We start from the raw sequence: 25,640 nt of genomic DNA, 5'->3' as shown, positions 1-25,640 counted from the left end.
AAATGATTATTATTCATTCGTTTTGGCTTACTCTTCGTCTAAAATATAGATTATTATTGCAATTTAGATAATTAGTTTTTGATAAAACAAAGCCCGAATTATCGGGCTTATTTTAGTTTTGTGCGTTGTCAATTTTAGAAATCTTCATCACTTGGTTCATCTACTGCCATTGCTGCCATATTATACCGCTCAATCCCTTGAGTTCCGGCTTGTATAATATCTGGTAACAATGTTACTAGATTTGCGTCAGTGCGTTGCATAAAGGTTTCTAACAACATAGGAACATTTACACCAGTGACTATTTCTATAGTAGGAAAATCAGCCATCAATCTAACTAAAGTATTAAATGGTGTGCCACCTTTTAAATCAACAAAACAGACAATTTCTGAGCCAAAATGTTGTAACTCTTCTAGCTTTTTTTGCAGTTGTTGTTGAAAATCATCTGTTGATTGCCCCATTGCAAACGAAACCGCTTCACACTGAGATTGTTTACCACAAATCATTTCAGTCGTTTCAATTAAGCTTTTCGCTGTTGAACCATGTGTACTGACTAATACAGAAATCATCGATTTAAGTTCCTATTTTAGTAATCTAAACAACGATAATAACGACGGATTGACATTGGATGACGATTTAAATGTTCAACATAAGCATCGATACGATTATTGATAGCACGGAAAACAAATGGTGAAAGATTTCCACGATATTTTTCTGATATACCTGGTAATTCATAATCTTTGGTATCAATAATAGTATAATTACCACAAATTTGCGGTAAGAATTTAGCGACTCTTTCACTTAATGGGCGTTGAGTATCTTCACCGACATAAACGGTTACCGCAGTATCACGATCAATAACTTCTAATGTACCATGGAAAAATTCCGCTGACTCAATTGATTTTGAACGTAACCAATGTTGTTCTTCCCAATAACACATAGCATGAGAATAAGTTGCTCCCCATTGATTACCCGCGCCAACAAAATAGTGCATTGGATCATTATGATGTTTTTCAGCAACTTCTTGACCAAATTTATCTGCTTTTTTCGCAACGGCAACAATATTTTTAGCAAAATGTTGATCCATTTGTTGGTAGAACTCGTCATAATCAGGAAATTCTCCAGCTAAAAACATTAAACGATCAGCAGTCATAAAGAATTTTAATTGTTCATTCATTGGATAAACAACTACATGATCAGCCATATTTCCTAATGGAGTATCAGCTTTATCCATGAAAGCAAATACAGTTGAACCAACTTCTTTTTGAATTTTTTCAATAGCAGCAACCACTTCTTGTGTCGTACCAGTTACTGATGAAATAATGATAAGCGTATCTTTAGTGATACGTTTGTTGCCAGTTACTAAATATTCAGCAGCGTGTTGCACAAAGGTCTCAATCGCTGTTTTTTCTTTCATATGTACAACTGCTTGCATTGATGATGCATAAGTACCACCAATACCTAACCAACAAACGTTGCTATAACCACGCGCGTGGATTTTATCAATAAATTCATTGATTTGTGGTCTTAATGCTAATGCACCATTCATGCTGTCTAATTCTTTCTTTTCGTCATATTTTCTCATTTTTAAATCCTCTTAATTTTCGAGCTAGTTATTTCATCAAATTCTGGATAGGTTGATTTTTCAAGGTTATGACCTTTTAATCGTGAAACTTGGTAACTTAATAGATGAATCGGTATTGTCATAAATAGTGATGCGTACAATTCATCTATATCAATATTAAGACACAAATCGTCTTGTTTAACGTTGCTACTGTTATTGGCGTAAATCGTAGAAATATTTTTAACATGTTTAGTTAAAAATACTTTTAACAATTCAGCACGGTTAGATAACACGCCATGTGGTTCAAGAAAAACGATATTATCATTCTCATGTAAACCTAAATATGGGCCATGCATATACTCTTCGAGCTCTTTACCAAAAGCACTATTACGTATAGTTTCGGTAAACTTTGTTTCACCTTCTCGAGCAATACCATAGGTTGCACCGTAGCCAATAAATATGACTCGTTGAGAATGATAAAATTTGTGTTGATATTGATTTACCCAAGCTTGCGATTGTTCAATAACTTTAGGTAGCAAACCTGCAACTTTTCTAAGTTGATCGAAATAACTAGCAAATTGTTGATCATCCATGCTGCCATTTTTTTGTGCAATGACTAAAGCAATAATTATCAAATCAAGAATCGTAACGCTATAACCAGCACTGACATAAGGCATTTCCTCAATAGGAATGCCCATAGATAACACATTATTACTAATTTTATATAATGGACTATCAGGATTGCTGGTAAGCGTATAGATAATTTGATTATTCTTGATAAACTCTTCAACTAAATGAATCGTTGAATAGCTTTCACCCCCTTGTGAAATAGCAAAATAGAGGGTATTAGGATCGCTGTAATGTAAATAATTAGCAGCGATTGAAGGATCTTCAATATAAACGGGAACCTTTAAGATTTTACTCATTAAAGGTCTCGCTCCATAAGCTGCGTTAGAACTTGAACCTGTAGCAAAGATAACAATTGAGTTAAATTGTTTAACTTTACTTGAATCAATAGTATCAACAAACAATGTTTGATAATTGTCTAAAATACTTTGATAGTATTCAGGTTCTAATGCTACATAATCAGCAATACTTTTCATTACATCTTCCTTTTTATTAACCTAGTAATCCACTCCAAGCACCAAAGACACCAATACCTGCAATCATTAATAAGATCCAATGTGCTTTTAGTCCTTTTCTGTCTAATAAAAAGATAAATAAAGTAAATAATAACGGCAATATTTGCGGAACAATACCATCGAAAATATCCTGTAATGACGTAGCATCAGAGCCTGAGCCAATGGTTAGTGGCATATTTAATGTCACCATCGTCGCCACCATGGCCCCTACCACCGAGAGCCCCAAGATAGATGCGCCATAAGACAATTTATCCATCAAGCCAGTTTTTTGTACTTTTTCAATAAAAGATGCACCAATGTTATAACCAATAAATAGACCAAAATAACGAGCAATAATGGCTGGAATATTGAAAATTAATAAAAATAGTAGTGGCCCTAAGATATTACCTTGCATCGCCAGTGAAGTACCAATACCTGTTGCAATAACCCGTAATGTTCCCCAGAAGAATGAATCTCCCAAACCACTTAGTGGTCCCATTAATGCAATTTTGACGTCATTTATTGAACTTTCATCAAAATTTTCATTTACGGCATTTTGCTCTTCCATAGCAATAGAAATACCTAATGGGAAAGTAATTAACCATGGCGTAACATTATAAAATTCTAAATGTCTTTGATAAGCAGTAGTTAATTGTTCTGGTTTTTGGCTATAAATTTTTTCTAAAGCAGGACGAATCGCAAAAGAATAACCTAGATTCATTTGTCGTTCATAGTTCCATGACCACTCAGCAGTGAAAGAGCGCCAAAATGTTCGCATTAAATCCTTTTTAGTAATTAAATTAGAATTCTTCATCTTCATAATTGATCTCCTGTCCTACTAAAGCATTGCCTGATTGATTATTAACTTCTTGATTGTCTGAGGTGGTAAGTTTTTTGCCGGTAAATGAAGAGTAACCGGTAAGAATTAACGCCATACAAGCGCCAAAAACGGCAACACCAGTGACAGGTACTTTCATATATACTGCTACAGCAAAACCAAGAATAAAGAATGTTGCATTGGTTTTTTTGATCATAATCTTCATTAACATAGCAAAACCAAATGCAGGTAATAAGCCTGTTGCAATTCCTAAACCGTTAATGACAAACTCAGGGATCACATCAAGTAAGCCTTTTATTGCTTCACTTCCAAATAAGTAAGAAAAACCAACGACTAAGCCAATTGGTAGGTTGATAGAAAAGAAACCGCCGAAAATATTCATGCGATCAACGCCTTTACCATTACCTTCACTAGCATACTTATCTGCTTTATGCACAAAGTAAGGTAAAATGAACAAGAAACATAAGTTTTTAACCACTAAAACCAAAGAAGCAATTGGAATCCCTAAAGTTAAGGCAACTGCCGTACTTTTACCGGCACCAATCGCAAACGCGGTTCCTAATACACTACCTGAAATAATTTCTGGAGGGATAGATGCACCAATAGAAAAAGAACCAACAAACGCCAACTCTAATGTCGCACCGATAATAATTCCTTGTGTAACATCCCCCATTACTAGCCCAGCTAAGGTACAAGTAACTAAAGGTCTTGATAACATAGATGAACCTAAAAAGTATTCACCATTGGCTAACATAGCAATCAAGGCCAAAATAATTGCTGTAATAACAATACTCATTTTGTATTCCTTTTTGTCTATTTTTCAAATTTTTGCTTAGATTCACTTGGGATCTGTTGTATATACACTTCAACACCATCTTGTTGTAATCCAGCTAATAAGTCTGCTTCTAACTCTGTCAAATTAATTGTTTTAGAATAATTTTTGGTTCCTTCACGAGGTTTAGTTCCTCCTAAATTAAGACTAGTTATTTGTCCCTGAGTTCCGCGGATGAGTTTTTCTGCATCTTCTACCGATTCCACCACAATTAACATCTGATATTTATCTGTTACACCAGAATTAATAGCACCAATACTGTCATCAATTGACTTCATGACTAGTTTGGAATTTTCAGGTTTAGCTAATCGAATCGCTGATTTACGAAATTCATCATTAGCAACAGCATCGTTGGCAACTAAAATAGTATTAGCTCCAACATTATCGAACCATGAAACAACAACCTGACCATGCAATAAGCGGTGATCGACACGTAACAATTTAATCATTGGTTTTCTTCCTCCTAGGTGAAATCCACCACATATTTGGTATTACTAGCGAATTTGTATTCAATAGCAATCGGTTCGCTATTTATATCAAAATAGTGATTAGACACTTTAAATAATGGTTCATCAATTTGGCAGCGTAATTGCTTAGCCAATTCAGCATTGGCAACAATTAGCTGTAAATCTTGTTCTAATTTATCGACTTTTTTCTTACCCGAATTAGTAATTTCAAGCGCTGATAGCACTTTTATTATTGAAACTTGAAAATCAGGAAAATAGTGAAGGGGTAAAAGAAAAATCTCTTTTACTACACTAGTTTTAGCAACTTCTAAAAAACTAATATAATAAATTAGTGCTGACGGTTTTATCTTTAATAATTGGCTATAGTAAGGGCCAGCTTTTCTTAAATAATTCTCTTTAAGAATTTTTTTATGATGTTGATAAGTGCCCGGTTTAATAATACCAGTCATCTCAAGAATATTTTGGGTAGACAGCATTGGTGCAACAAATAAACCAACCCCTTTTTTTCGTACAACCAAATTTTTTTCTACTAATAGGTCAATGGCTTTACGAACAGTAGTACGACTGACATCAAAATCTTTTTGTAATTGAACTTCTGGGGGGAGCTCCGCACCCACACCATATTGACCCGAGTTGATCTGCCCCATTAAATGATCGGCAATTTTTTCAAACAATTTCATAATTGTTTTTCTCCATAATTGAAGATATTTTTCGCCGATAGATGATATTTAAATCGTTTTCCTGATAGATATTGCTCGGTATGTTCAAATGGTTGAAAGTTAATATCAAAGCTATTACTCGATACTTTATAAATGGGTGTTCCTTCAATAACCTCTAAATATTTGGCTTTATCTTCGGTTGCTGACTCATAAGTAATTTCTTCACGACCGTGACTTGGCTTGAATGGATAATTCTCTTTCAAAAATTGATAAAGAGAAACATTATTTAAATCCACTTGTTCTAAGCCTTTAAATCTATTAGATGGTAAATATGTTACTTCGTAGGAAAGCGGAGTTTTGTTTAATATCCTTTGCCGAACAATTCTAATCAATTTTTCATTTGTACCAAAAAAAGATCTCAATTCAGCTGGCATATTAATAATTTGATTGGTAAGTACTTTAATATTAAGGTCAATATCGTCTTCTTTTTTAACTTCTTCACTGAAAGAAGACATTTTTAACATATTAATTTCAAAAATTTTATTCGGTTCCACATCAGTATCGTTTTGGAATACATAACCTTCCATAGCTAAATCATTTAAAGCGTTTCTTATTGTTGTACGACTTACACCAAAATGTTCTGCTAGTGCTCGTTCTGTCAATTTCTTACTGACAATAGTCGGATTAGCTTTAATCTGTTCTTCAACATAAGTTTTTGAAGCTATTTCACGATATTCCAAAAAACACACTCCATTGATGGACTTTTTTATAAAATAGATATACGTTAATATAACGTAAACATTGTTAAAAAATAAACAAAAAAATACATGTTGTCAATTTTAAGTACCAAATTTGTTGTATAGATCACAGTTTTTATTATTATTTACAATTAAATCAATACGTTATATTTAAAATATGTATGTGTTTATTTGATTTGCAATAAAGGAAGACTTGAAGAAAACTCAATGTAAAAACGCAATTTTATCAAGTCATAAGAAGGAGCGGAGTATAAAGCCTTTATAGAGTTAATTATAAAGGGCATGGTAAACATGCATAGTTACAGCTTAGCTAATTTAGAAGGATAAAAATGTCTAGTCGTTACTAAAGTAACGCTGTCTTGTGCTACTCGGCTCGAACCTCTTATCGGCTCGAATCAAATGCACCGTTGTAGTAATAAAAAAGCCCACTCAAATGAGTAGGCTTTCTTATTAAATTGGTCGGCGAGAGAGGATTGACTCGCATTTCATGCTCGCCCTACGGGTCGTTGCTAAAGCAACGCTGTCTCGTGCTACTCGGCTCGAACCTCTTATCGGTTCGAATCAAATGCGTCGGTGTAATAATAAAAAAGCCCACTCAAATGAGTAGGCTTTCTTATTAAATTGGTCGGCGAGAGAGGATTCGAACCTCCGACCCACTGGTCCCAAACCAGTTGCGCTACCAAGCTGCGCTACTCGCCGTCAGAAATTGCTTCACATTCTAAATATAAAATGGGGTGGCTAATGGGACTCGAACCCACGACAACTGGAATCACAATCCAGGGCTCTACCAACTGAGCTATAGCCACCATAGAAGCAGGACGAAATATTACGCATAAAAAATAATATTGTCCAGCATATTTTTTAAAAATAATACCAATTGGTTATATTAAAAGCGTTAAAAGGTTATTCTTTTAGCGTTTCCCCAAAAAATTAGGCTTTATGCGACATAATATCAATTATCTGAGTGTCAGTTGCTTTCATACTATTACTAACAATCGCCCCTAAATTATTAATTGAAGTTTCAACACTATCACAAACAATACCTTCATTACCTGTAACACGAATTCGGTTTAGTGCCATTAATACAGCTTTAAATCCGGATGAAACCGAAGTTGAAACTTTCATTGCACAACTATTTGATGCACCATCACAAATTATTCCAGACAAATCACCAATCATGTTACATATGGCCATATTAACTGGCTCATATTGGCCTTTACCCAGTAACCACGCCATACCGGCAGCCGATCCCATGGCTGCTGTTGAGGCTGCACAAAGTGCAGATAATGGCGGAAATTTACTATGAATATAAATGGCAATGGTATGCGATAAAATAAGTGCTCTCGCTAATTGCTCTGGCATTGCCTCTAAATAATCGGCAACAACAACGACTGGCATAGTTGCAGTAATACCTTGATTGCCTGAACCTGAATTACTCATAGCCGGTAACGTTGCACCTCCCATACGAGCATCTGATGCAGCAGTAGTACGAATAATTACTTTAGACAATAGATCATCGGCTAATAAGCCATTTTTAGTTTGTTCATGTAATGTCGCCGCAATACTTAAGCCATAATCTCGTCTTAATCCTTCCTGAGATAAGGCATCATTTAATTCTGCTGAGTGTAAAATAAATTCGATATCAGCAAAATCAGCCTGCGAGGCAAACTCATATATCTGTTTTACCGACATTGATTTGATGATAACTACATCTTTCGAATCATCTTGCCTTTGGTTATCGGCTTTAAAAATTATTTCACCATTTTTTTCAATCAAAATCACATTAGTATGTGAGTTTTCAATACAGACGCGGACATGATCGCGACGAGTATAAATATTAGCTTCAGAATAAATAGCAGTATTATTATTGGCCATTTGCACATTAACTTTATGCTCATTGAGCATCGTTTTTGCTTGTTCGATCTGTTGTTGAGTAATATTTTTAAGGACTTCAAGACCAGCCTCAGCATCACCACCAATGGCACCAATGGCCGCTGCAATAGCTAATCCCACCATACCAGTACCCGGAACAGTAACACCCATGCCATTTTTCATAAGATTGGGGGAGACATAAGCATCAATGTGGCTAATTTCGTTTTTATCAATATATTGAGTTGCCGTAGCAGCAGCTAAAGCAAGTGAGATAGGTTCAGTGCAACCAAGTGCCGGCAAGACTTCATGTTTCACCAATTTGATTAATTGTTGCCACATTACTTGTTGTTCCATTTTTTATCTCCATATTACTAACCGTAATGTTAGCAAGTGAAACATTTAGCCACAAAATTAAGTGATTATTTTATTCTATTTAACTTGAAAACTAAATGTTAAGCTCACATATTAAAGAGTAAGTGAACATAATTTATCAGTTTTATACTGATTTTATTAATACGTTATACCACTATAAACAGATTTTTATTCAACCATTTTTTGTTTAAAATATATACGACAAAAATATACTAAATCTGAAACATCTATACTTAACTGCATAGTAAATAAATTAATCAGGAATAGTTCAAAATATGTAATATTTTAGTAAAACCACCTGACTTTTTTTTTATTATTGCAATAATGTAACTATCAAAAATTAAATAATAATGGCGAGATATGATAAATATTTTATTAATTGATGATGATGTAGAATTATCACAAATGCTTAGCGAATATTTAACCAATGAAGGTTTTAATATTAAAAGTGTTTATTTAGGTAAGGATGGTATTGATGAAGCGCTGTCAGGTAAATATCGTGCAGCAATTTTAGATGTTATGTTACCTGATATTAATGGCATTGATGTCCTAAAAAGCATTCGTCAACAATGTAATATGCCAGTTATTATGCTAACTGCCAAAGGCGATAATATTGATCGCGTATTAGGGCTAGAATTAGGTGCTGATGATTACATTCCAAAACCATGTTATCCTCGTGAGTTATTAGCGAGATTAAGAGCGGTATTACGTCGATTTGACGAACGTTCAGTCGAATTAGTCGATGAGAAAAAATATCATTTTAATGGCTTAACTTTAGATCTTCCACAACGACTTTGTACTTGGAATGGTCAACCAATAGATCTCACCTCTACTGAATTTAACTTGTTAGTTTTACTGGTTAAACATAGTGAACGAGTGGTAACTAAAGAAGAATTGTCTGAAATAGGTCTGGGTCGTGCTCGAGAATTATATGATCGTAGCGTCGATGTTCATATCAGCAATATTCGCCAAAAACTACATCAAGTAGCACAAAATGATGTGACCATTGAAACAATAAGAGCGGTTGGCTATCGTATCCGTTAATCAAACCATAGGTTTGCTATGAATCGTCGATTATTTTGGAAAATATTGGTTATATTTTGGATAATTTTTTATCTTACCTTCCAATTAACTTGGATTGCTTTCTCTTATTATATAGAAAATAGAAATCAACGATTCTTAAATCATATGCCAACTAAAGTGGATATGATTGCTCAATTATTGCATGTTGCCGGTGAAGATGAAACACTCAATTTTATTGCCCATCTACCCGAACGTGAGCGAGTTTTATTGTCAATAAAATTGGTGTCTCCGCAATATGATCAAGTTAATATCATCACAGATGAATTAGAACCTAGCACTTATGTATATCAAAGGATGGCAGTAGCACCTGATGGCACCCTCTATTCGGTATCATTTAAAGACGATAAAACAGATCACAGCAATAGCAAAAATAAAACTTTATTTAATATGCCGACCCCTATTTTGTTAATGGGGATCTGTGTTGGTTTAGTATTCAGTCTATTTTTAGCATGGAACTTAACTAGGCCAATGAAATTACTAAGACAAGGATTTTTCCGCGTCTCGCAAGGCGATCTGTCGGTTAGGTTATTTAAAAAGTTAAAACCTCGTCGTGATGAACTGAGTGAATTAGGTAAAGATTTTGACATGATGGTTGAGCAACTCAACATCTTAATATCTGATCGACAAGCGCTACTTCATGATGTTTCTCATGAACTCAGAACCCCTCTGGCCCGCTTACAATTGGCAATCGGTCTTGCCCAACAAAATAAACAAAATATCGATACAGCTTTAGCTAGAATTGAGTTAGAGTCGGAACGATTAGATCAATTAATTGGTGAAATTCTCAATTATTCACGGGCTGAAATGAATAATCGAACCGATGAATACTTTGACTTAAAAGAGTTAATTGGTGTAGTGGTTAATGATGCCAACTACGAAGCCAATCACCAATCTATTGAAGTAGAGTTTAACTTATCATCCATTAATCACTCTATTGTTAAAGGTAATTCTGAACAGATACGACGCGCAATTGAAAATATTATTCGTAATGCTATCCGCTTTTCTAATGCAGGCCAAACGGTTGAGGTATCATTAAAAGAAGCAGGAAAATATTTACAAATTGAAGTTAAAGATCGTGGTCCGGGTGTCGATGCCAGCAAATTATCGAGTATTTTTGAACCCTTTGTCCGTATTCAGTCAGCACAGTTAGGTAAAGGCTATGGACTAGGTCTAGCCATCGCCAGAAAGACCGTTATTATGCATAACGGTACTATTCAAGCTAATAATCGCGATGGTGGTGGTTTAGTGGTAACAATCAAACTACCTTATTGGCGAAAAAATTAATAACAATCCGGATTAACGGTTAATACATATTCTTTTACCAGACTTTCTAAGGTAATTTTATCGTAACCAGTAAAATTTAGATTTTGCATAATCATCTGTGGATTGCTGTCAAGTATTGCTTTATATTCAGCAATATATTGTTTGGCGATTGGTTTATATGACCAATGCCACTCTTCTGGTAAATAGCCCCCTTTTCGCCCCTCATTGAATGGTTGGCAAAAACCATATTTCGGTAAGTTTTCACGAAGCCATTTATATAAAATAATTCCCTGTTTATCATTTTTAAAATATTCAGATGATACACTAGTAATATCAATATCTGTTCCCCAATGATGTCTTGATGTACCAGGCATTGAAGATAATTTTAAAATTTGTTCGGCAATTTTTTGTGGATTATTCAACTTAGGTACTAATGCATCCCACTTACGTTGCCAAATACCATTTTGATAGGTGTAATTACGCGTAGCACTCACTACAATAAAAGGAATATTAGGATAAGATTTTTTAAAATCATTATAAGCCTTAATCAACTGCTCAGTTGGTTCCTTCTGTAAATACATACCTTTTTTGTTTACTGGTAATATTGTTGAGTCGAGAGCAATATAATTACTATCTTTTTTTTCATCAAATTGCCCAGTAAGTTTATTTAATGGAATAGATTGTGCCATAGCAAACGTTGAACATAAGAGTAAAGTTAAAGTTGAGCTAAAATGAGTAACTGTTTTCAATGTTATTATTTTTTTCATCGTTTAGATTCTAATTAATATTATATTAGCCAGACAGGGTGAAAACCAGTATAATCCTTTCCCTAAAAATTGAAATAGCCATAATGTGTAAAAACGAGGCCATATGTTAACATCAGCTACACACAAATCGTCTGATAATTGTTTGGACGTGACAAATACAACTAATCAAAACACCACCAATCCAACTAACGAAAAAATAAACTTACTTAACTTTACCCGACAACAGTTAAGAGAATTTTTTATTTCGTTAGGAGAAAAACCATTTAGAGCGGATCAAGTGATGAAATGGATCTATCATTTTGGGATAGATGATTTCGATCTTATGACCGACATTAACAAAAAATTACGCGAGCAATTAAAAAAATTAGCTGAAATTAAAGCGCCTAAAATCGCCATCGAGCAACGTTCATCCGATGGCACTATAAAATGGGCTTTAGATGTAGGCAATAATCAAATGATTGAATCGGTTTATATTCCTGAACGTGATCGTGCGACCTTGTGTGTTTCATCACAAGTAGGCTGTGCTTTGGAGTGTAAATTCTGTTCAACAGCGCAACAAGGTTTTAACCGTAATTTAACCGTATCTGAAATTATTGGCCAAGTTTGGCGCGCATCAAATGCCATTGGCGTAACAGGTAAATTAGCCGATCGACCTATCACTAACGTTGTTATGATGGGGATGGGTGAACCTTTACTTAATTTATCCAATGTCGCACCAGCAATGGAAATTATGCTAGATGATTTTGGTTATGGTTTATCAAAAAGACGCGTGACGCTTTCTACTTCTGGTGTTGTACCCGCTTTAGATAAATTAGCTGGCATGATTGATGTAGCATTAGCTATTTCATTACATGCACCAAATGATGAAATTCGTAGTGAGATTATGCCAATTAACCAAAAATATAATATGGCAATGTTACGTGATTCAATTTTACGTTATCTTTCAACCTCGAATGCTAATCATGGTAAAGTGACCATCGAATATGTATTACTCAACCAGATCAATGATAGTGTCGAACATGCCCATGAACTAGCTAAATTCCTGAAAAATGTACCAAGTAAAATCAATTTAATTCCATGGAATCCTTTCCCAGGTGCGCCTTATGCGCGTTGTTCAAACACCCGAATTGATCGTTTTATGAAAACATTAATGGGTTACGGATTTACAGTTATCGTTCGGAAAACTCGTGGCGATGATATTGATGCAGCTTGTGGTCAACTTGCAGGCGAAGTTGTAGATCGTACCAAACGAACGCTTTATAAAAAGCAAAATCTTGTTCAACAAATCGCCTAAAATAACCAAGGAGTTGTACATGAAAAACGCATTAATAGCATTAAGCAGTTTGGCCATGCTGATGCTAACAGGTTGCCAAATGAATGGTCGTGAGGATTTTGATCCAGAAACCGCTGCATTAGCAAGAATGCGATTAGGTTTAGGTTATTTAGCCAAAGCCAATGAATCTGAAGATAACGTTAAAGCGGCACATTATAATCTAAAATTGGCCGCGCAGTATTCACCCAATAATCCTCAAATCATGCTAGCAATGGCAATGTTTGATCAACATGTTGGTGAATATAATGAAGCTGAGATGATTTATAAACGAATCACATTAATGCAACCAGGTAATGGTTTATATCGTGTGCACTATGGATCCTTTTTATGTGGTAGAGATCGTTACCAAGAAGCGAAACAACAATTTGCCAAAAGTCTAGAACTAGATCGACACCGCTGGAAAGCAGATACCTACGAGCAATATGGTTATTGTGCTATCCAAAACGGCGATAAAAAAACTGCAGATCTAATGTTTAAACAACTTTTTGCATATGATGCAAGTCGTCGAAGTAATGTAGCAAAAACGGCCGAACTTTATAAAAATAAAGGCGACAACAAGATAGCTAACTATCTATTTTTAGTATCAAAAAAATAAATTATAAATGAAATAGAACATGATAAATAATAACAGAATGAGGTGATAAATGGGATATAACAAAATAAAAGGGGAAATAATGAAATTGTTTTTTGAAAGAGTGTTACAAAATATGAAATAAAAAATTGCCTAAAAATTTTTGCTCTAAATTTGATTAGGCATTGTTGAAATCAAATAAGGTTGGTTGTTTTTCTTTTAACATTCTTTTGTGAACTCGGTCAATTACCTTGCGAATGCCTCGCTCTGTCATATTATACTTTTGACTAAGTTCTGCGTAGTTATTACCTTTGAATGAATCATAAATCTGCAAGTCTCGCTGATTTAATTTGAAAATGTAATCGCGTGGAAATGTGAAATTTTGACCACCAAATAATTCTGAAATAGTATTTGCTATGCTATCCCCTAATTGATTGGCAATGTCTTCAGGTAATCCATAATCCATAGCTTCGTTAGCAACAGATAATGATACATGTGTTAGTAATTCATGACGTTTAATAGACATTGCAGACTTAGTCATAATTTACGCTCCTGTTTTCTTCTTATACCAATCTAGTGCACCGGGTATATTTTTTTCTAATTTATTAAAATCGATACCGGCTCTATACATCTGTTCAAAATACTCTTCATTACTGCTACGAGCTGGTTTGTCTTCTTCTTTATGTTCAACGTACGCAAATAAATGTTTAGTAGAATCATAAACTGACTTTAGATAATTATGATTTTTAAACGGTTTGTATTCACCCAATGCACGCTTTGAGTGAATATTATTAACGGTTTCTTTTAATGCGTGTGCTAGATGTCTACTTGGTTGAAAAAGTTGTAGTACTTCATTTATTAAATTTACTGCTCGTGAGTTACTCAAATTTGATTTTTGAGTACGAAATAACCCAATATAGGCAATCATCGGTTTAGCACAGCTATAGCTTAAATTGCTTACCAACATAAGGAGTTCTCTGCCAGAATCATCCTCGACTAATGCTTCTAAATTAATTTCGTTATGACAAATTGGGCAACGTGTTAATTTCATGCTTCTTCCTTTATATGCGTGATTGCCAACTTTTTAGGCTTTCAATTACAACCATTGCTTGTTTTTGAGTAAGCCAATTCATCACTTCAACACCAGTAATACGTTTTACATAAGAATTGATAGCTTTTTCGGAGCGGTTTTTTACTTCACCTGCATCAGCTAGTTCTAGCCATAATGAGCGTATTTTTTTATGAACTGGTTCTGTAGCAGTTATCCTTCCCGCTTTTTTTGATGATTTAACTTTAAAACCTTTTGATTTAAGGTGATTTAGAATTTTTTCCAGTTCCCAAGCTGTCATATCCTTGGTGCTAGTTTTTTTAGTTATAGTCCGTAATAGATGACGATAGGTATCGTCATCCAGATTAAGTTGAGATTTTGCAATATGAATCAGCCTGATGTATTTAGATTTCATCTATTTACCCTCTATTAATGATGGAGAATAACCTGAACTTGATACACCATGATTCAATTGAGCGGTTTTACCTTGTAAGTAACCAATAAATTGTGAAGAGTCTGAACCATTACACTTTTTAGCATCTCTAACCTTAGCTGGTGATAAATCTTTGGTCTTTCTATATTCAGCTAATAGATTTAGTTCCTCATCAGTCGTTGCAAAATCTTCAATTAATTGATAAACACCATTAACCCAGCCAACACAGAACTCATCAGCTCGGTTGATTTTAGTGATTTTTTTACAATTACCATTCTGTTTCGATAAGAATTCTTTCCGAGCTTTAACTAATTGAACACTTAAAACATCAAAGGTATAAGCTGCTAGTTGTGGTCGTTCTCTAAATCCATAAAATGAAACCTTTCGTTTATTGTTTTCCCAAATTAAGTAAGCCCGCACGCCAAATGCGCTTGAAATTATACTTACTAATATTGAAAAATATCTTGGTGGTTTTTCTGCATTAGAAGGGGCATGTTTTGCCACTTTTTCCACAATTTGGGATAATTCTACATCTTTATTACTAATATTATGTTTTGCCATTAATTTGATGGCTTGATTCATAGCTATAGCTGCTTCGTGAGGATTTGTTGATTTTGCTAAAGCCAACAATTTTTTTATTTTTTCCAGATATTTTTCATTATTACTTGTCATAAAATTTCCTTAAAAAACTATCAATATACTGTTTCAGTGTTTTGTTGGATTTCAACTTCATATATTCTGCATAAAGTTCATCATATAACTTACCATCAACATAGCCCTGACCATTCACTTCACGCATAAATGAATGTTCATGACTGATTGAAATATAATGGTCGGGCATATAACGTTTAGGACTAGAGAATTTGCTCATTTGCTAATTCCTCGAGCTCGTCAATGATTCGGTCAGCTTCGCATTCTGATAATCCGCGTTCTTTGCAAATCGCTATAAAATTAGCAATGTTGCTTAATATAAATTGATGTAAAATATAAAAATCTTGTGTTTGCATGATTAGATAACATCCTGTTCAAATGGCACTATCGCAAAATCCTCTACATCTTTTTTGATAGTGATGCCCGGAACATGTGCTACTACATTTGGTTCGTTTAAAATAGCTTCTTTATTAACTTCTTCTTTTGTACGAATAAATCGTTCCAATTTTAGCTTTTTCAGTGTTTCTATAACCGTTTCTAAACCACGAATAACACAAGATGGTGGACGATTGCGCCACTGTATTTCACCTGTAACAAGATTAGCTGATTTAACTTTACCATTGTTGGTTAATTCATCACGGTTTGCTTCGCACCAAATTTGGATACCTTTTTGTATTTCTGCTGACTTCTTTTTTAATGCTTCAATATTTGATGAATAACTTGCAGTAATTTCAGCGATTTTATCGTTCATTTCGGTTTCTAATCGGATTAATTCACGCTGTATATCGCCTAAATATTTAATAGCCTCTGTTGCTTGATCTTTTGATTGCACAACATAGATTGATGCGGTAGCTTTAATACGTTTTTTAGTCTTTATCATTTCTATAGCTCCTATTCGATTAATGCAAGCGACTAATATCACGCTCTTTCCATACTATCCGGCAACCGTTTAGTTCAAATTGACCAAAGCGATAATAGCCTTCATGTCTGTAATATGTTGCTTTACCAGCTGCTATAAATTTAGTGCATTTAGGGTGGTGTTCAATTTCAATTGTAGGTTTTGATAGCGAGTCATGATAAAAACCAACAACAGTTAATTCTTCATTTTCTAACGTGTTGATTGCTGTATTGACAGCATTTATTGCATTATTGATTACTTGATTATTTACCATTTTCATTACATATCTCCCCGATCCTTAATGCACTCGACAATTATTTCGCCTGTTACCTTTTCAGCTCCGATACGCGCGGCTAGATTTAATGCATTTGAAACTAAGTTATTTACCGCAAGTGGATAACATAGTGATCTCACTTGCTTTTCGCCTCTGCGATTTGATACTACACGTAATCGACTGATAATTTCATCAAATGCTGATGCGTCAAATAATGCTGTATAGTCCATATCAACACGTGCAAATTTATGCTTGATATACTCTTCGACTTTGAAATCTAACGGTTTAATATTTACCACTTCACAACGTTGCACAACTTCACGCACTTCAGGGTTATACTCTGATAGTTTGGTTTGTAACTCCGTTTGTCCAATTAGGATGATTGAGAGTAGTTTTTTAAACCCCTCTTGGAGCTCATAAAACCTTTTTAGATGTTTTAATGTTGGGATCGGCAATCCGTGCGCCTCTTCAATTATCAGCAGATGTTTACGGCCAGATAGCGCACTGTTCTTGAGTAGTTCGTGCATTTGGCGAGCACGTGCTTCTGCACTTCGACGTGGTTTTGCTTGCGGGTTAATGGAGCTAATAATCGCACTACTAATATCCATACTTTTTAGCGATTTCCCTTTAACCTCATTGTCTTCTAAACCTAGTACATACGGCTCGATAACTGTTATTGGTTCATGATTAATATTGATCCAATCAATTAAATCATGGCGTAGTGTTGATTTACCGCTACCTGATTCACCAATAACAGCTAACATACCGCCGTGCTGAGCGGTTTGACGCATCGCTGCACGGACGTAGCGAATATCGTCAGAAAGATAAACGTCCGCATCTTGTGTCATTTCATCAGTGAATGGGTCGCGCGGAATGCGAAAATGAGCACGTGCATCTCGATTTATTGTTTGTTTTCGTAGTAACATATATGCTGACTCCTTTGTTAATTTCTCATTTGAGTCAACTGGCGCGGACTCATCCGCCAAGACGTTTTCTGCGCCAGTTTCTTCTTCAAAAATATTTAGCAAATAATCGTTATTTAAACCTAATTTAATTAGTGCTTTTCCAATTTTCTGCTCTAACTCATCACGTTCAATTGAGCGTGGCCAAATATTGCGATTAACAATTAAATTAATAACTGCCTGACTAATGCAATTTCCTCTAAATTCAATATGCTTGGCTAATTGCGCTTGCTTAATATTGAATTGCTTCATTACATTTTTTAATTTCAACATTATTTAACACTCCTGAATATTCCTGTTGTACCATCACCTACAGCAATAGGTGTTTTGAATGTATGAATTAACGAATCCAATGAGTCTTCTGGCACACCATCTTTGTAACGTGCTGATAACCATTTGTTTTCATCTGTTGTTAATTTGCGACCAATTTCACTAGTAATTCGCATCAAAGCAGCAGTTAGTGTTAATATTGGAATTGATGGTTTTAAATGTTCCGGTGTATCAATCTCTTTGCCTTTTTGTTCAAAATATGCAGGGTGATTAATGTTATCCAGATAACTAAGTGTGTTTAGTTTGCCTTTAAATGGCGCAACTGATTTTTGTTTAGCTTTTTTGATTTCATCCGCAGTCATATCAGGATACGCAACTTGATCTAGTTCTATTGCTGCATGTTCTATTTCGGTATTACCTTTTGATTTATATTCTTCACCTATAACAGGAGCATCTAAACGTTGCCCAAACTGATCAAAGTTGCGGTCGGGTTCAACACGATAAATCAGGGAGTCACCATCATAGCGTGGTACTTCAATTTGAATGGCACAATCACCGTATACCAATGAACGCACACTGACTTTATCTTTCACAGCGATACCATCTAAACCTTTTAAACTATAAATCAACGAACTATCAGCTTGTGGATGTTTAAAACTAATGGTTAGATCAGCTTTAACTTGTCGCTCTTGCTCGCGACTTGCCATTAATGCCTGACAAACTTCTATTGAAGGTAATGTGCGTAATTGTTCTGTTGTAATATGTTGCCAGAGTGATTGACGTGACACGGGTTCTGATAACCCAGCTCTGTGTAATCGCGTATCTTGTCCTGGCAACCTGTTTGAGTTATATGCTTCAGCCCACTTCATTGCTGCATCATTTAATTCATTAATGCTATTAACTGGTTGGAATTTTAGACGGCTTTCAAACTGTGTTTCGATAATGTTGTTTGCATTTTCAACGCCACCTTTAGCTCTTGCATTACCAGCTTCGTGTGCTTCATATTTTACTTCTAAATGATCTAGTAAATTTTTGATTGCGCTTGAAGTATTCGCAGAGCCTTTATCCCAATAAAGTAATTTAGGAACTCCATGGAATAACCGCCCATCTTGCTTACCCCAAGCAAACATTAAAAACTGGAATAATGAATGCTGATTTTCTCCTGCTGCCTCAACATACCATGGAATAATAATGCCCGATGCTCGGTCATACAATGTATAGCGCCAGACTTTGTATTTAACTTTTGCATAGTTTTCTAACTTGTTTTTATAAAAATCACGATCACGCATAATATGTTGTTTATTTTTCATGTAATAAATTAAACATAATGACGGATCGATTTCATGAACATGGTTGGGATACAATGCTCGTAGTGATTGAACTGGATTAGCAACTTTTTGAGCGTTTACATTTAGTTTACGTTGACGCATTAGTCGATTTAGAGTTGCATTACTGACATTAATCTCATGTCCATTTTGCTCTAATATCCCTCTAGCCGTTGTTGTAAACATTGTCTGCTTGCCATTATCTCTAATCGATTCACGATTCATTGCTGCAAGCGCAAACAATGATTCACTTGAAACTGTCATTTTACCTTTATCAGCCCTTGCTTTTCGTTCACTAGACCAACCGCAAACTTGCTTCAAATGCCTGTAAATCGTTTGTCTTGAAAAGCCTAAAAACTCCTGTGCTTCATCTAATATAGGTCCTCGTTGACCGTGACCAACACTATCCAGTTTTTTTGCAATATTATTTAAGTAATCACGAATCGATGGCGTTATCATACTTATCACCTTAAATTAATAATTCATTGCAGTTTCATTGGGGTCTATTTCAATATCATCACTAAAATTATTCCAAAAATCGAAATATATGCGTTTACTTTGTGATGATGTTAATTTTAATGATTGATACAATATTGTTAGTGTTACAACTAACGATTCGGGTAGTTGATAGTGTTTCTCTGGGTCGTAATTTGGATCATTGTCGATAATTTCTCTTTGTAAATTGTCTACAATTTGCAAATATTGTCGTTGTTGTTCTAATAGCTCATCGATATGCGATTGAGTTTTTGCAATTTGTTCTTTTAATGGGCTTAAACGATCGTCAAGCGGAATTGTTTTCATTTCAAATTGAGCCAATTTTATCGCCAGCTCTTCTTTTTCTTGAGCTACATCAGCATTACGTTTGCTAAGCGCCTTGTAGTCAGCTTGTAAATTGCTGTTTTCTTTTTTGAGTTGCTCTTTTTCTTTAGTATTTTTAGCAATAAATTCTTCTGCTAGTTCAACCAGCGTTTCTTTATCACCCGCTTTTGCGACTTCAATCAGTGCAGTTTTTTGGTCTTCTGGAAGCTTACGATATTGACGTAATTCGCGATATCCAATACCCATTCGGGACATTGATTCTAATGCTTCTTCTCCAAGTGAATGTAAATTTGCTATCGCTTCGTTTGCATGTTGTGGAGTCCAACCTAGCAACTTGCAAAAACCTTCCCATGTGTTTTTTGAAGACGCATCTTCACTTTTATTATTTGTAATATACTGATATAGCTTATTTTCTTTTACATAAGATAATTTAGAAATGAAGACGGTATTCGAAAATTTAGCAAACGCGTCAGCCATCTGGGATTGGCCTAACAATTGATTAACTAGGTCACGTTCTTCATTATACTCACTTTGAATAGTTGTAAGGGTATTCATTGTGTTATTAATGCTTTGCTCATTGATTGTCGGTAGTTCAACAGCTTCTTTTGTTTGTTTTGCGGTTCTTGCCATTTTTGTTATCCTTATCTTGCACCAGCCGTAATTCGTTGGTTTATTTCTGTTATTTGGTCTTGCATTTTCGTAATGTGGATAGCATGAGCTTGAGCAATCTGTAACATTTGTACACTATGAGCAAACAATCCGTTATCAAGCTTAATAACTAACCCTTCTTCGATTAGCGTTTGTAACGACCGTGTAACATTTACTGGTGATTCATTTATCATTTTTGCAATATCACCATTTGATAAGCCAGTCAAAGTATAGCCTTTCAATGCTTTTAGCACCTTTAAGATTCGTGTACCGGAAGTGGAAATTTGTAATTTATGCATGTTTTTCTTCCTTTTGCTGTATATGAAAAACTGTTACAATCAATATTAGCCAGCTTGTTTTAGACCAAGTTTTACTGCTATATCATGTGTTTTACCACGATGAGCACGGCTTAAACCATTTAGAACGTTATAAACAACAACAGGGTGGTAACCATTTTCAATCGCCCAAGATTTGATGGTTTTACCTCTTTGTTGAAATTGTTGTTTAACTTGTTCGGGAGTGAGAACTTTTGGCATTTTTATCTCCTTTGATATAAGTTATTAATAACTAATTTATAATTTATATGATATATTTTGTGACTTTTAAATCACAAAGTCAAGAGGTATTTTGTGACTATTACATCACCAAAAGATAGAATTAGAGAAGAACGAAAAAGATTAAAATTAACTCAGGCTGTAATTGCTGAGTTATTTGGTATTCAGCGTGAAACTTGGAGTAGATACGAATCAGGAGTAATTAGCCCCGGAATGGATGTCTTGATTGCGTTTTCGAAACTTGGTGCTGATATCCAATATATTTTAACTGGTGAAAAACAATTAGGATTAATCCTAACTAAAGAAGAAAAAGAATTATTAGATTTATATCGCAATGCGCCAATAACAATTAAAGCAGCCGTGCTAGGGGCGCTAACAGCTGGCACAGCGCAGCAAAATTCTAAACAAACTATTGGAAGCGTTAGCGGTGGTCAAGTTTCGGCGGAAAATATCACTAATTATAACATTGGGGTAAAAAGGAAAAGGTGATGATATGGAGCAACGTATTAATAATGTTTATGATGGCCAAGTGGCTAATAATATCTATAATATCAGTATAGAACCGAAAACTAAGAAACTGGATGTGAATCAATTATCATTGAAAGAACTGTTAGATGAAGCATTGCGTTTAAAGGCAGAAAACAGAAAGATAATAAAGAGAAAATATCTTAATGTTCCTTCGATTTCTATTGTGTTTCTCTCCTTATTTTTAATTTTTGTTTCGCTATTAAATGTGAAGTCTATTCTAACAAACGGTATTTCAAACCCTTTATTTTCCAGCAATACTTTATTTGCTATTGTTCTCATTTCTATGATTTCGCTTTCAATTTTATCAAGAATGTTATATTCACGAACTAAATTTTTAAATCCTTTATTTGTTGAAAACAACAAGGTGATATATGAATTAGAGCTTGAAATTCAAAGAAGAGAATTGCGTGGTGAGAATTAATATTATAAAAGGAAAAAATAAAATGAAAAAAATGGTTTTATTAGTATTAGTTATTGCATTTGGTTTAACTTTAACGGGGTGCGCGACGAAGAATTACGGGCGCCAAGGTGAATTGACTCAATACGAGAAAGACACAATGACGTGTCGTGAGTTAGCACTAGAACAAGCCAAAGTGCAGGGTTTTATTGAGCATGTCGAAAAGGAGAGTAAGTTTGACGGCCGTTCTGTTTTATCGTTTCTAGGCGATTTTGGTGTTGGGAATGTGATTGAGAAAGGCGAAGCATTAAAGAGTGCAAATAAGCGTTTAGATCAGTTAAAAGAAGTTGAAAAGCAAAAAAAATGTGGTGATATCGAAGTAACAAATTAATAGTTTTTTAAGTTTAGAAGAGGAATTTCTTATGCCTTCGATGATAATAAATGGTGAATTAACGCTTCAATTTAAATTAGCAAATTTAACATTAAACCAAGAGAAAAATATTGAAATTGTTATTAAAGGTTCTGAGTTTCTCCTAGAGGAATCTGTTACACCTCCAGAAGGATCCAATGACAATCGTCAAAATTATTTTTATATAGCGTATCGTTATGATTATGATCTTGATATACGTGTAGAGTTAACTATTTATGTCTGGGCTGATGGAAGTATTAGTTATGAGATAGAAGAACCTATTGAGTTCAAAGACAAATCAGAGCTTGGTGATGAATATCAAACTAAAGCGTATCTAATTAATCAATTTGATAATTTAGAAATAGAATTTAATCCCAATTTTCCGGAAAATGACGAATTTTATTAGTAATTCAAAAATTAGCATTTGTTCATCAATAATAATTAATCTGTCCGTGTTCAAATTACAGATTAACTAATCAAGATCATAATAACCTCATACGTTAATTTATAACTTATGAGGTTTTTTTATGAAACATCCAGTCAAAAAATTATCCCAAATTCGTCTGTTTAAATGGTATTTAGTCGCTATTACTTTATTTGCAATTATTACATTACTCTCACCTCAACAGTTGCCTGTTGTAGCTTATAAACTATCTCTTGTTTTACTTTCTGCTGTTGTTGGTTATCACCTTGACCGTGCGCTTTTCCCTTATGCATCTCCTGGAGGTTATTTATATAACGATTGGAAAGAGTTTGGTCCTGATTTTTATACCAAGCAATATATTGAGTCTTTAGAAAACAATGAACAGCCCGAGGCAATGGATTCCAAAATGTGTGCGGAATACCCTGTTCTTGATGAGTATCGAACCCTGTTTGCGGTTGTTCTGATTCGTCGGGCGTTGATTGTTTCCGCTGTGATTCTTGGCGTAACACTTGGATTGTAATTATGCGTTACTTAAATTTAATTATTGTGTTTATGTTATTTAGCTGTCATTTGTCGCCAGCATTTGCATCAGTACCCCCAGAAGCTAGACAACATCAACGCGAACTAACACGTAATGCTCGCGCTATCTTTGGTCTTGATGCGCCTGTATCACTGTTTGCCGCTCAAATTCACCAAGAGTCACGCTGGAAAGTGAATGCGAAATCACACGTAGGTGCACAAGGGCTTGCTCAATTTATGCCAGCAACTGCAGATTGGATTTCTGGTGCATACCCTAAAACATTGGGCAACAACGAACCCTATAACCCATCTTGGTCGCTGCGTGCACTTGTTCAATATGACTATTGGATATATCAACGTATTAATCAAACTGCCAGCGATTGTGATCGCTGGGGGTTTACTCTATCTGCATACAATGGTGGTTTAGGATGGGTTAATCGTGATCGTCAACGAGCAAAAAGAGAGCATCAAGATTCAACCCATTATTGGGGGGTAGTCGAAAATATTAATGGTGGTCGCAAAAGTATTAATTTTAAAGAAAACCGTGATTATCCGATTCGCATTATCTACCGTTGGCAGCCTGTTTATATTGCTGCGAATTGGGGTTTAGGAGTTTGTGATGATTAAAAATATATATAAATTAATCAAAAAATTTTTTGTGAGCAATAAAAACTGTTTTTTAGTAATTGCGTTAGTAATTACATCCGTCATAACAGCCTATAGTTTCGGTGTCAGTAATGGAAAACAAAAACAGGCAATAACACAAGCTACACAAACAATTAATGCATTAAATCAATTGATTAATAGTACTGAACAGCTAACTAAAAATGCTGTTGACGCCAGCTCAGCATTATCACAACAAATGGCAGAAAGGAAACTATATGATGAACAATCAACAAATGCGCTACGTGATGCACTTAATTCCACTGCTACTAACCGCAGTAATTGTGTGTTTGATGATCGTGTCTTGCAATTTATCGACTCAGCACGCACCCGTGCAGCTGAAGCAACAACCCATGGTTTTACCAGCACAACTGACGGTACCATGCGAATTACCCGTAAAACGACGAAATAATACCGCTGATGGTTTAGCTGAAGTACTAAAAGAATTATACGACCAATATGGACAATGCTCTGGTCGTTTTATTGAATTACTAAAATATATTAATGAGGTAAATAGTGGACAACGCTGATATAGCATCAACATTAGAAAACGATGCGCGTGAACGAGCCCTCGCTCAGCATCACGCAAAAACAGGGATATCAAGTTTATATTGCAGGCTATGTGAAGAACCTATCCCTGAAGCTAGACGAAAACTATTAGTCACTGATTTATGTGTGGACTGTGCAATGATTGAGGAAAAAAGGAATCGGATATGAATTTTAATGAACTTACCTTTAACTGGCAGTTTTTACAGTGGGTTGTGATGGCTGTTGTTGGAGTCTATTCATGGTTAATTGGTCGCCAATCCGCAAGTCAAAAAGAACTACTAGACTTACGTATTCGGGTAACACAAATTGAAGAAACAGTTAAGTCGTTGCCGACTCAACATCAAGTAACAAAATTGATTGAAAAATTAAGTAGTAATGAAGCTACTTTGACACAGTTATCAGATCGTTTATCTGGTTTGTCACATCAGCTTAATAATATTAACCAATTTTTATTGAAAACAAAGTGAGGGACTATGAGCTACGCTGAATTTTTAAAAGAGGATCAACGTTTAGTTATTCTGCGTATTCTGAACGAAATGCCAAGTTACAGCAGCAATTCTAGCATTATCTACAGCGTGTTAGATCACTATGGCCATGCGATTAGTCGTGATCAAGTTAAAACCCATTTAAGTTGGCTTGGACAGCAAGATTTAATCAAAATCGAAACAATCGGTAGTGTTATTGTTGCACGTTTAACCGATTTTGGTGCTGATGTGGCTACCGGTAAAGTTGTTGTGCCTGGTGTAAAACGTCCAAGCGCAGGAGTGTAATT

At 35.0% G+C, this 25,640-nt stretch carries 37 protein-coding genes, 2 tRNA genes and 1 other RNA gene; 15 read left to right on the top strand and 25 right to left on the bottom strand.

Features of this window, described 5'->3' with window-relative positions; all coding sequences use genetic code 11:
* Positions 1-134 precede the first annotated feature (134 nt).
* From H3T56_RS07730 to H3T56_RS07675, 12 genes are all read right to left on the bottom strand, one after another.
* A complete protein-coding gene (locus H3T56_RS07730; protein WP_086357098.1) occupies positions 135-566 on the bottom strand; it encodes a PTS sugar transporter subunit IIA in 432 nt (143 codons plus the stop codon).
* A 17-nt stretch (positions 567-583) separates the two neighbouring features.
* The gene (locus H3T56_RS07725; RefSeq protein WP_065613650.1) at positions 584-1,582 is read right to left on the bottom strand and encodes an SIS domain-containing protein; all 999 of its coding nucleotides are present in this window, start codon (positions 1,580-1,582) and stop codon (positions 584-586) included.
* A gap of 2 nt (positions 1,583-1,584) precedes the next feature.
* Complete coding sequence (locus H3T56_RS07720) at positions 1,585-2,664, bottom strand: SIS domain-containing protein (RefSeq protein WP_034903238.1); 1,080 nt, start codon at positions 2,662-2,664, stop codon at positions 1,585-1,587.
* 16 nt (positions 2,665-2,680) lie between these two features.
* Positions 2,681-3,502, bottom strand: a complete 822-nt coding sequence (locus tag H3T56_RS07715; protein ID WP_034903235.1) for a PTS system mannose/fructose/sorbose family transporter subunit IID — start codon at positions 3,500-3,502, stop codon at positions 2,681-2,683.
* Positions 3,483-4,316, bottom strand: coding sequence for a PTS sugar transporter subunit IIC (locus tag H3T56_RS07710; RefSeq protein WP_034903231.1), 834 nt, complete (start codon positions 4,314-4,316; stop codon positions 3,483-3,485). Before H3T56_RS07710 ends, H3T56_RS07715 begins: the two co-directional genes overlap by 20 nt.
* Positions 4,317-4,333: 17 nt before the next feature.
* On the bottom strand, positions 4,334-4,801 hold the full coding sequence (locus tag H3T56_RS07705; protein ID WP_065579086.1) for a PTS sugar transporter subunit IIB: 468 nt from the start codon (positions 4,799-4,801) through the stop codon (positions 4,334-4,336).
* Positions 4,802-4,815: 14 nt separating this feature from the next.
* Positions 4,816-5,499 (bottom strand): GntR family transcriptional regulator, encoded by a 684-nt coding sequence (locus H3T56_RS07700; protein ID WP_034903862.1) that lies wholly within the window; start codon positions 5,497-5,499, stop codon positions 4,816-4,818.
* Positions 5,496-6,218 (bottom strand): GntR family transcriptional regulator, encoded by a 723-nt coding sequence (locus H3T56_RS07695; protein ID WP_133052190.1) that lies wholly within the window; start codon positions 6,216-6,218, stop codon positions 5,496-5,498. The genes H3T56_RS07700 and H3T56_RS07695 overlap by 4 nt, the downstream gene beginning before the upstream one ends.
* A 475-nt stretch (positions 6,219-6,693) precedes the next feature.
* Positions 6,694-6,824: non-coding RNA, RtT sRNA (locus tag H3T56_RS07690), on the bottom strand.
* 34 nt (positions 6,825-6,858) lie between these two features.
* Positions 6,859-6,935, bottom strand: a tRNA-Pro gene (locus H3T56_RS07685).
* 31 nt (positions 6,936-6,966) lie between these two features.
* Positions 6,967-7,042: transfer RNA gene (locus tag H3T56_RS07680), tRNA-His, on the bottom strand.
* Positions 7,043-7,166: 124 nt separating this feature from the next.
* On the bottom strand, positions 7,167-8,462 hold the full coding sequence (locus H3T56_RS07675; protein ID WP_198192447.1) for a serine dehydratase subunit alpha family protein: 1,296 nt from the start codon (positions 8,460-8,462) through the stop codon (positions 7,167-7,169).
* 381 nt (positions 8,463-8,843) lie between these two features.
* Here H3T56_RS07675 and H3T56_RS07670 point away from each other — a divergent pair, with 381 nt between their 5' ends.
* Positions 8,844-9,524 carry a response regulator transcription factor gene (locus tag H3T56_RS07670; protein ID WP_034901087.1) on the top strand — a complete coding sequence of 227 codons (681 nt, stop codon included), beginning with the start codon at positions 8,844-8,846 and terminating at the stop codon, positions 9,522-9,524.
* 18 nt (positions 9,525-9,542) lie between these two features.
* Positions 9,543-10,847: an ATP-binding protein gene (locus H3T56_RS07665; protein WP_198192443.1), complete on the top strand. Its 1,305-nt coding sequence runs from the start codon at positions 9,543-9,545 to the stop codon at positions 10,845-10,847.
* On the opposite strand, the gene H3T56_RS07660 is transcribed toward H3T56_RS07665, so the two are convergent.
* Positions 10,844-11,593 (bottom strand): M15 family metallopeptidase, encoded by a 750-nt coding sequence (locus H3T56_RS07660; RefSeq protein WP_198192439.1) that lies wholly within the window; start codon positions 11,591-11,593, stop codon positions 10,844-10,846. The genes H3T56_RS07665 and H3T56_RS07660 overlap by 4 nt on opposite strands.
* 103 nt (positions 11,594-11,696) lie before the next feature.
* Here H3T56_RS07660 and H3T56_RS07655 point away from each other — a divergent pair, with 103 nt between their 5' ends.
* Together H3T56_RS07655 and H3T56_RS07650 are read left to right on the top strand one after the other, a co-directional pair.
* Positions 11,697-12,887, top strand: coding sequence for a bifunctional tRNA (adenosine(37)-C2)-methyltransferase TrmG/ribosomal RNA large subunit methyltransferase RlmN (locus tag H3T56_RS07655; RefSeq protein ID WP_086321081.1), 1,191 nt, complete (start codon positions 11,697-11,699; stop codon positions 12,885-12,887).
* Positions 12,888-12,906: 19 nt separating this feature from the next.
* Positions 12,907-13,521, top strand: a complete 615-nt coding sequence (locus H3T56_RS07650; RefSeq protein ID WP_198192436.1) for a hypothetical protein — start codon at positions 12,907-12,909, stop codon at positions 13,519-13,521.
* Positions 13,522-13,675: 154 nt separating this feature from the next.
* On the opposite strand, the gene H3T56_RS07645 is transcribed toward H3T56_RS07650, so the two are convergent.
* The 12 genes from H3T56_RS07645 to H3T56_RS07590 form a co-directional block, all read right to left on the bottom strand.
* Positions 13,676-14,038, bottom strand: coding sequence for a Mor transcription activator family protein (locus H3T56_RS07645; RefSeq protein WP_198192435.1), 363 nt, complete (start codon positions 14,036-14,038; stop codon positions 13,676-13,678).
* Positions 14,039-14,041: 3 nt separating this feature from the next.
* Positions 14,042-14,548 carry a hypothetical protein gene (locus H3T56_RS07640; RefSeq protein ID WP_198192434.1) on the bottom strand — a complete coding sequence of 169 codons (507 nt, stop codon included), beginning with the start codon at positions 14,546-14,548 and terminating at the stop codon, positions 14,042-14,044.
* A gap of 10 nt (positions 14,549-14,558) precedes the next feature.
* The gene (locus H3T56_RS07635) at positions 14,559-14,960 is read right to left on the bottom strand and encodes a gp16 family protein (RefSeq protein ID WP_198192433.1); all 402 of its coding nucleotides are present in this window, start codon (positions 14,958-14,960) and stop codon (positions 14,559-14,561) included.
* The gene (locus tag H3T56_RS07630) at positions 14,961-15,650 is read right to left on the bottom strand and encodes a DUF2786 domain-containing protein (protein WP_198192432.1); all 690 of its coding nucleotides are present in this window, start codon (positions 15,648-15,650) and stop codon (positions 14,961-14,963) included.
* Entirely contained in the window at positions 15,640-15,849 is a 210-nt protein-coding gene (locus tag H3T56_RS07625; RefSeq protein ID WP_086320607.1) for a hypothetical protein, read from the bottom strand. The genes H3T56_RS07630 and H3T56_RS07625 overlap by 11 nt, the downstream gene beginning before the upstream one ends.
* Before the next feature lie 138 nt (positions 15,850-15,987).
* Positions 15,988-16,509, bottom strand: coding sequence for a host-nuclease inhibitor Gam family protein (locus H3T56_RS07620; RefSeq protein WP_198192431.1), 522 nt, complete (start codon positions 16,507-16,509; stop codon positions 15,988-15,990).
* 19 nt (positions 16,510-16,528) lie between these two features.
* Positions 16,529-16,807 carry a hypothetical protein gene (locus tag H3T56_RS07615; protein WP_198192430.1) on the bottom strand — a complete coding sequence of 93 codons (279 nt, stop codon included), beginning with the start codon at positions 16,805-16,807 and terminating at the stop codon, positions 16,529-16,531.
* The gene (locus tag H3T56_RS07610; RefSeq protein WP_198192429.1) at positions 16,807-18,036 is read right to left on the bottom strand and encodes an ExeA family protein; all 1,230 of its coding nucleotides are present in this window, start codon (positions 18,034-18,036) and stop codon (positions 16,807-16,809) included. The genes H3T56_RS07615 and H3T56_RS07610 overlap by 1 nt, the downstream gene beginning before the upstream one ends.
* Entirely contained in the window at positions 18,036-19,817 is a 1,782-nt protein-coding gene (locus H3T56_RS07605) for a DDE-type integrase/transposase/recombinase (protein ID WP_198192428.1), read from the bottom strand. The genes H3T56_RS07610 and H3T56_RS07605 overlap by 1 nt, the downstream gene beginning before the upstream one ends.
* 15 nt (positions 19,818-19,832) lie before the next feature.
* Positions 19,833-20,807 carry a hypothetical protein gene (locus H3T56_RS07600; RefSeq protein WP_198192427.1) on the bottom strand — a complete coding sequence of 325 codons (975 nt, stop codon included), beginning with the start codon at positions 20,805-20,807 and terminating at the stop codon, positions 19,833-19,835.
* An 11-nt stretch (positions 20,808-20,818) separates the two neighbouring features.
* Positions 20,819-21,124, bottom strand: coding sequence for a helix-turn-helix domain-containing protein (locus tag H3T56_RS07595; protein ID WP_198192426.1), 306 nt, complete (start codon positions 21,122-21,124; stop codon positions 20,819-20,821).
* 45 nt (positions 21,125-21,169) lie between these two features.
* Positions 21,170-21,361, bottom strand: coding sequence for a DNA-binding protein (locus H3T56_RS07590; protein ID WP_086320614.1), 192 nt, complete (start codon positions 21,359-21,361; stop codon positions 21,170-21,172).
* A 93-nt stretch (positions 21,362-21,454) separates the two neighbouring features.
* On the opposite strand from H3T56_RS07590, the gene H3T56_RS07585 reads away from it, so the two are divergent.
* The 11 genes from H3T56_RS07585 to H3T56_RS07535 all read left to right on the top strand — a co-directional run bounded on the left by H3T56_RS07585 (position 21,455) and on the right by H3T56_RS07535 (position 25,638).
* Positions 21,455-21,868 carry a helix-turn-helix domain-containing protein gene (locus tag H3T56_RS07585; protein WP_198192425.1) on the top strand — a complete coding sequence of 138 codons (414 nt, stop codon included), beginning with the start codon at positions 21,455-21,457 and terminating at the stop codon, positions 21,866-21,868.
* Positions 21,869-21,872: 4 nt separating this feature from the next.
* On the top strand, positions 21,873-22,328 hold the full coding sequence (locus H3T56_RS07580; protein ID WP_086320615.1) for a hypothetical protein: 456 nt from the start codon (positions 21,873-21,875) through the stop codon (positions 22,326-22,328).
* A 22-nt stretch (positions 22,329-22,350) separates the two neighbouring features.
* Positions 22,351-22,695, top strand: coding sequence for a hypothetical protein (locus tag H3T56_RS07575; RefSeq protein ID WP_198192424.1), 345 nt, complete (start codon positions 22,351-22,353; stop codon positions 22,693-22,695).
* Positions 22,696-22,726: 31 nt separating this feature from the next.
* Positions 22,727-23,119, top strand: coding sequence for a hypothetical protein (locus H3T56_RS07570; RefSeq protein ID WP_086320616.1), 393 nt, complete (start codon positions 22,727-22,729; stop codon positions 23,117-23,119).
* A gap of 121 nt (positions 23,120-23,240) precedes the next feature.
* A complete protein-coding gene (locus H3T56_RS07565; RefSeq protein WP_198192423.1) occupies positions 23,241-23,657 on the top strand; it encodes a putative holin in 417 nt (138 codons plus the stop codon).
* A 2-nt stretch (positions 23,658-23,659) separates the two neighbouring features.
* A complete protein-coding gene (locus H3T56_RS07560) occupies positions 23,660-24,283 on the top strand; it encodes a transglycosylase SLT domain-containing protein (RefSeq protein ID WP_198192422.1) in 624 nt (207 codons plus the stop codon).
* Entirely contained in the window at positions 24,276-24,731 is a 456-nt protein-coding gene (locus H3T56_RS07555) for a hypothetical protein (RefSeq protein ID WP_198192421.1), read from the top strand. The genes H3T56_RS07560 and H3T56_RS07555 overlap by 8 nt, the downstream gene beginning before the upstream one ends.
* Positions 24,673-24,849 (top strand): hypothetical protein, encoded by a 177-nt coding sequence (locus H3T56_RS07550; protein ID WP_198192420.1) that lies wholly within the window; start codon positions 24,673-24,675, stop codon positions 24,847-24,849. The genes H3T56_RS07555 and H3T56_RS07550 overlap by 59 nt, the downstream gene beginning before the upstream one ends.
* Positions 24,836-25,036, top strand: coding sequence for a TraR/DksA C4-type zinc finger protein (locus tag H3T56_RS11770; RefSeq protein WP_198192419.1), 201 nt, complete (start codon positions 24,836-24,838; stop codon positions 25,034-25,036). Before H3T56_RS07550 ends, H3T56_RS11770 begins: the two co-directional genes overlap by 14 nt.
* Positions 25,033-25,335 (top strand): DUF2730 family protein, encoded by a 303-nt coding sequence (locus tag H3T56_RS07540; RefSeq protein WP_198192418.1) that lies wholly within the window; start codon positions 25,033-25,035, stop codon positions 25,333-25,335. The genes H3T56_RS11770 and H3T56_RS07540 overlap by 4 nt, the downstream gene beginning before the upstream one ends.
* Positions 25,336-25,341: 6 nt before the next feature.
* Positions 25,342-25,638, top strand: a complete 297-nt coding sequence (locus tag H3T56_RS07535; RefSeq protein WP_198192417.1) for an ArsR family transcriptional regulator — start codon at positions 25,342-25,344, stop codon at positions 25,636-25,638.
* The last annotated feature ends 2 nt before the right edge of the window (positions 25,639-25,640 follow it).

It is taken from the genome of Gilliamella sp. W8123 (assembly GCF_016101085.1).
Lineage (GTDB): Bacteria > Pseudomonadota > Gammaproteobacteria > Enterobacterales > Orbaceae > Gilliamella > Gilliamella apis.
The sequence above is the reverse complement of the archived record's forward strand: the minus strand, read 5'-3'. Positions and strand labels throughout refer to the sequence as shown.

Excerpts from the sequence above, each read along its gene's own strand:
- H3T56_RS07730 (WP_086357098.1), bottom strand. The coding sequence starts at position 566 with ATGATTTCTGTATTAGTCAGTACACATGGTTCAACAGCGAAAAGCTTA.
- H3T56_RS07725 (WP_065613650.1), bottom strand. The coding sequence starts at position 1,582 with ATGAGAAAATATGACGAAAAGAAAGAATTAGACAGCATGAATGGTGCA.
- H3T56_RS07720 (WP_034903238.1), bottom strand. The coding sequence starts at position 2,664 with ATGAAAAGTATTGCTGATTATGTAGCATTAGAACCTGAATACTATCAA.
- H3T56_RS07715 (WP_034903235.1), bottom strand. The coding sequence starts at position 3,502 with ATGAAGATGAAGAATTCTAATTTAATTACTAAAAAGGATTTAATGCGA.
- H3T56_RS07710 (WP_034903231.1), bottom strand. The coding sequence starts at position 4,316 with ATGAGTATTGTTATTACAGCAATTATTTTGGCCTTGATTGCTATGTTA.
- H3T56_RS07705 (WP_065579086.1), bottom strand. The coding sequence starts at position 4,801 with ATGATTAAATTGTTACGTGTCGATCACCGCTTATTGCATGGTCAGGTT.
- H3T56_RS07700 (WP_034903862.1), bottom strand. The coding sequence starts at position 5,499 with ATGAAATTGTTTGAAAAAATTGCCGATCATTTAATGGGGCAGATCAAC.
- H3T56_RS07675 (WP_198192447.1), bottom strand. The coding sequence starts at position 8,462 with ATGGAACAACAAGTAATGTGGCAACAATTAATCAAATTGGTGAAACAT.
- H3T56_RS07665 (WP_198192443.1), top strand. The coding sequence starts at position 9,543 with ATGAATCGTCGATTATTTTGGAAAATATTGGTTATATTTTGGATAATT.
- H3T56_RS07660 (WP_198192439.1), bottom strand. The coding sequence starts at position 11,593 with ATGAAAAAAATAATAACATTGAAAACAGTTACTCATTTTAGCTCAACT.
- H3T56_RS07655 (WP_086321081.1), top strand. The coding sequence starts at position 11,697 with ATGTTAACATCAGCTACACACAAATCGTCTGATAATTGTTTGGACGTG.
- H3T56_RS07650 (WP_198192436.1), top strand. The coding sequence starts at position 12,907 with ATGAAAAACGCATTAATAGCATTAAGCAGTTTGGCCATGCTGATGCTA.
- H3T56_RS07645 (WP_198192435.1), bottom strand. The coding sequence starts at position 14,038 with ATGACTAAGTCTGCAATGTCTATTAAACGTCATGAATTACTAACACAT.
- H3T56_RS07640 (WP_198192434.1), bottom strand. The coding sequence starts at position 14,548 with ATGAAATTAACACGTTGCCCAATTTGTCATAACGAAATTAATTTAGAA.
- H3T56_RS07635 (WP_198192433.1), bottom strand. The coding sequence starts at position 14,960 with ATGAAATCTAAATACATCAGGCTGATTCATATTGCAAAATCTCAACTT.
- H3T56_RS07630 (WP_198192432.1), bottom strand. The coding sequence starts at position 15,650 with ATGACAAGTAATAATGAAAAATATCTGGAAAAAATAAAAAAATTGTTG.
- H3T56_RS07625 (WP_086320607.1), bottom strand. The coding sequence starts at position 15,849 with ATGAGCAAATTCTCTAGTCCTAAACGTTATATGCCCGACCATTATATT.
- H3T56_RS07620 (WP_198192431.1), bottom strand. The coding sequence starts at position 16,509 with ATGATAAAGACTAAAAAACGTATTAAAGCTACCGCATCAATCTATGTT.
- H3T56_RS07615 (WP_198192430.1), bottom strand. The coding sequence starts at position 16,807 with ATGAAAATGGTAAATAATCAAGTAATCAATAATGCAATAAATGCTGTC.
- H3T56_RS07610 (WP_198192429.1), bottom strand. The coding sequence starts at position 18,036 with ATGTTGAAATTAAAAAATGTAATGAAGCAATTCAATATTAAGCAAGCG.
- H3T56_RS07605 (WP_198192428.1), bottom strand. The coding sequence starts at position 19,817 with ATGATAACGCCATCGATTCGTGATTACTTAAATAATATTGCAAAAAAA.
- H3T56_RS07600 (WP_198192427.1), bottom strand. The coding sequence starts at position 20,807 with ATGGCAAGAACCGCAAAACAAACAAAAGAAGCTGTTGAACTACCGACA.
- H3T56_RS07595 (WP_198192426.1), bottom strand. The coding sequence starts at position 21,124 with ATGCATAAATTACAAATTTCCACTTCCGGTACACGAATCTTAAAGGTG.
- H3T56_RS07590 (WP_086320614.1), bottom strand. The coding sequence starts at position 21,361 with ATGCCAAAAGTTCTCACTCCCGAACAAGTTAAACAACAATTTCAACAA.
- H3T56_RS07580 (WP_086320615.1), top strand. The coding sequence starts at position 21,873 with ATGGAGCAACGTATTAATAATGTTTATGATGGCCAAGTGGCTAATAAT.
- H3T56_RS07575 (WP_198192424.1), top strand. The coding sequence starts at position 22,351 with ATGAAAAAAATGGTTTTATTAGTATTAGTTATTGCATTTGGTTTAACT.
- H3T56_RS07570 (WP_086320616.1), top strand. The coding sequence starts at position 22,727 with ATGCCTTCGATGATAATAAATGGTGAATTAACGCTTCAATTTAAATTA.
- H3T56_RS07565 (WP_198192423.1), top strand. The coding sequence starts at position 23,241 with ATGAAACATCCAGTCAAAAAATTATCCCAAATTCGTCTGTTTAAATGG.
- H3T56_RS07560 (WP_198192422.1), top strand. The coding sequence starts at position 23,660 with ATGCGTTACTTAAATTTAATTATTGTGTTTATGTTATTTAGCTGTCAT.
- H3T56_RS07555 (WP_198192421.1), top strand. The coding sequence starts at position 24,276 with ATGATTAAAAATATATATAAATTAATCAAAAAATTTTTTGTGAGCAAT.
- H3T56_RS07550 (WP_198192420.1), top strand. The coding sequence starts at position 24,673 with ATGGTTTTACCAGCACAACTGACGGTACCATGCGAATTACCCGTAAAA.
- H3T56_RS07540 (WP_198192418.1), top strand. The coding sequence starts at position 25,033 with ATGAATTTTAATGAACTTACCTTTAACTGGCAGTTTTTACAGTGGGTT.
- H3T56_RS07535 (WP_198192417.1), top strand. The coding sequence starts at position 25,342 with ATGAGCTACGCTGAATTTTTAAAAGAGGATCAACGTTTAGTTATTCTG.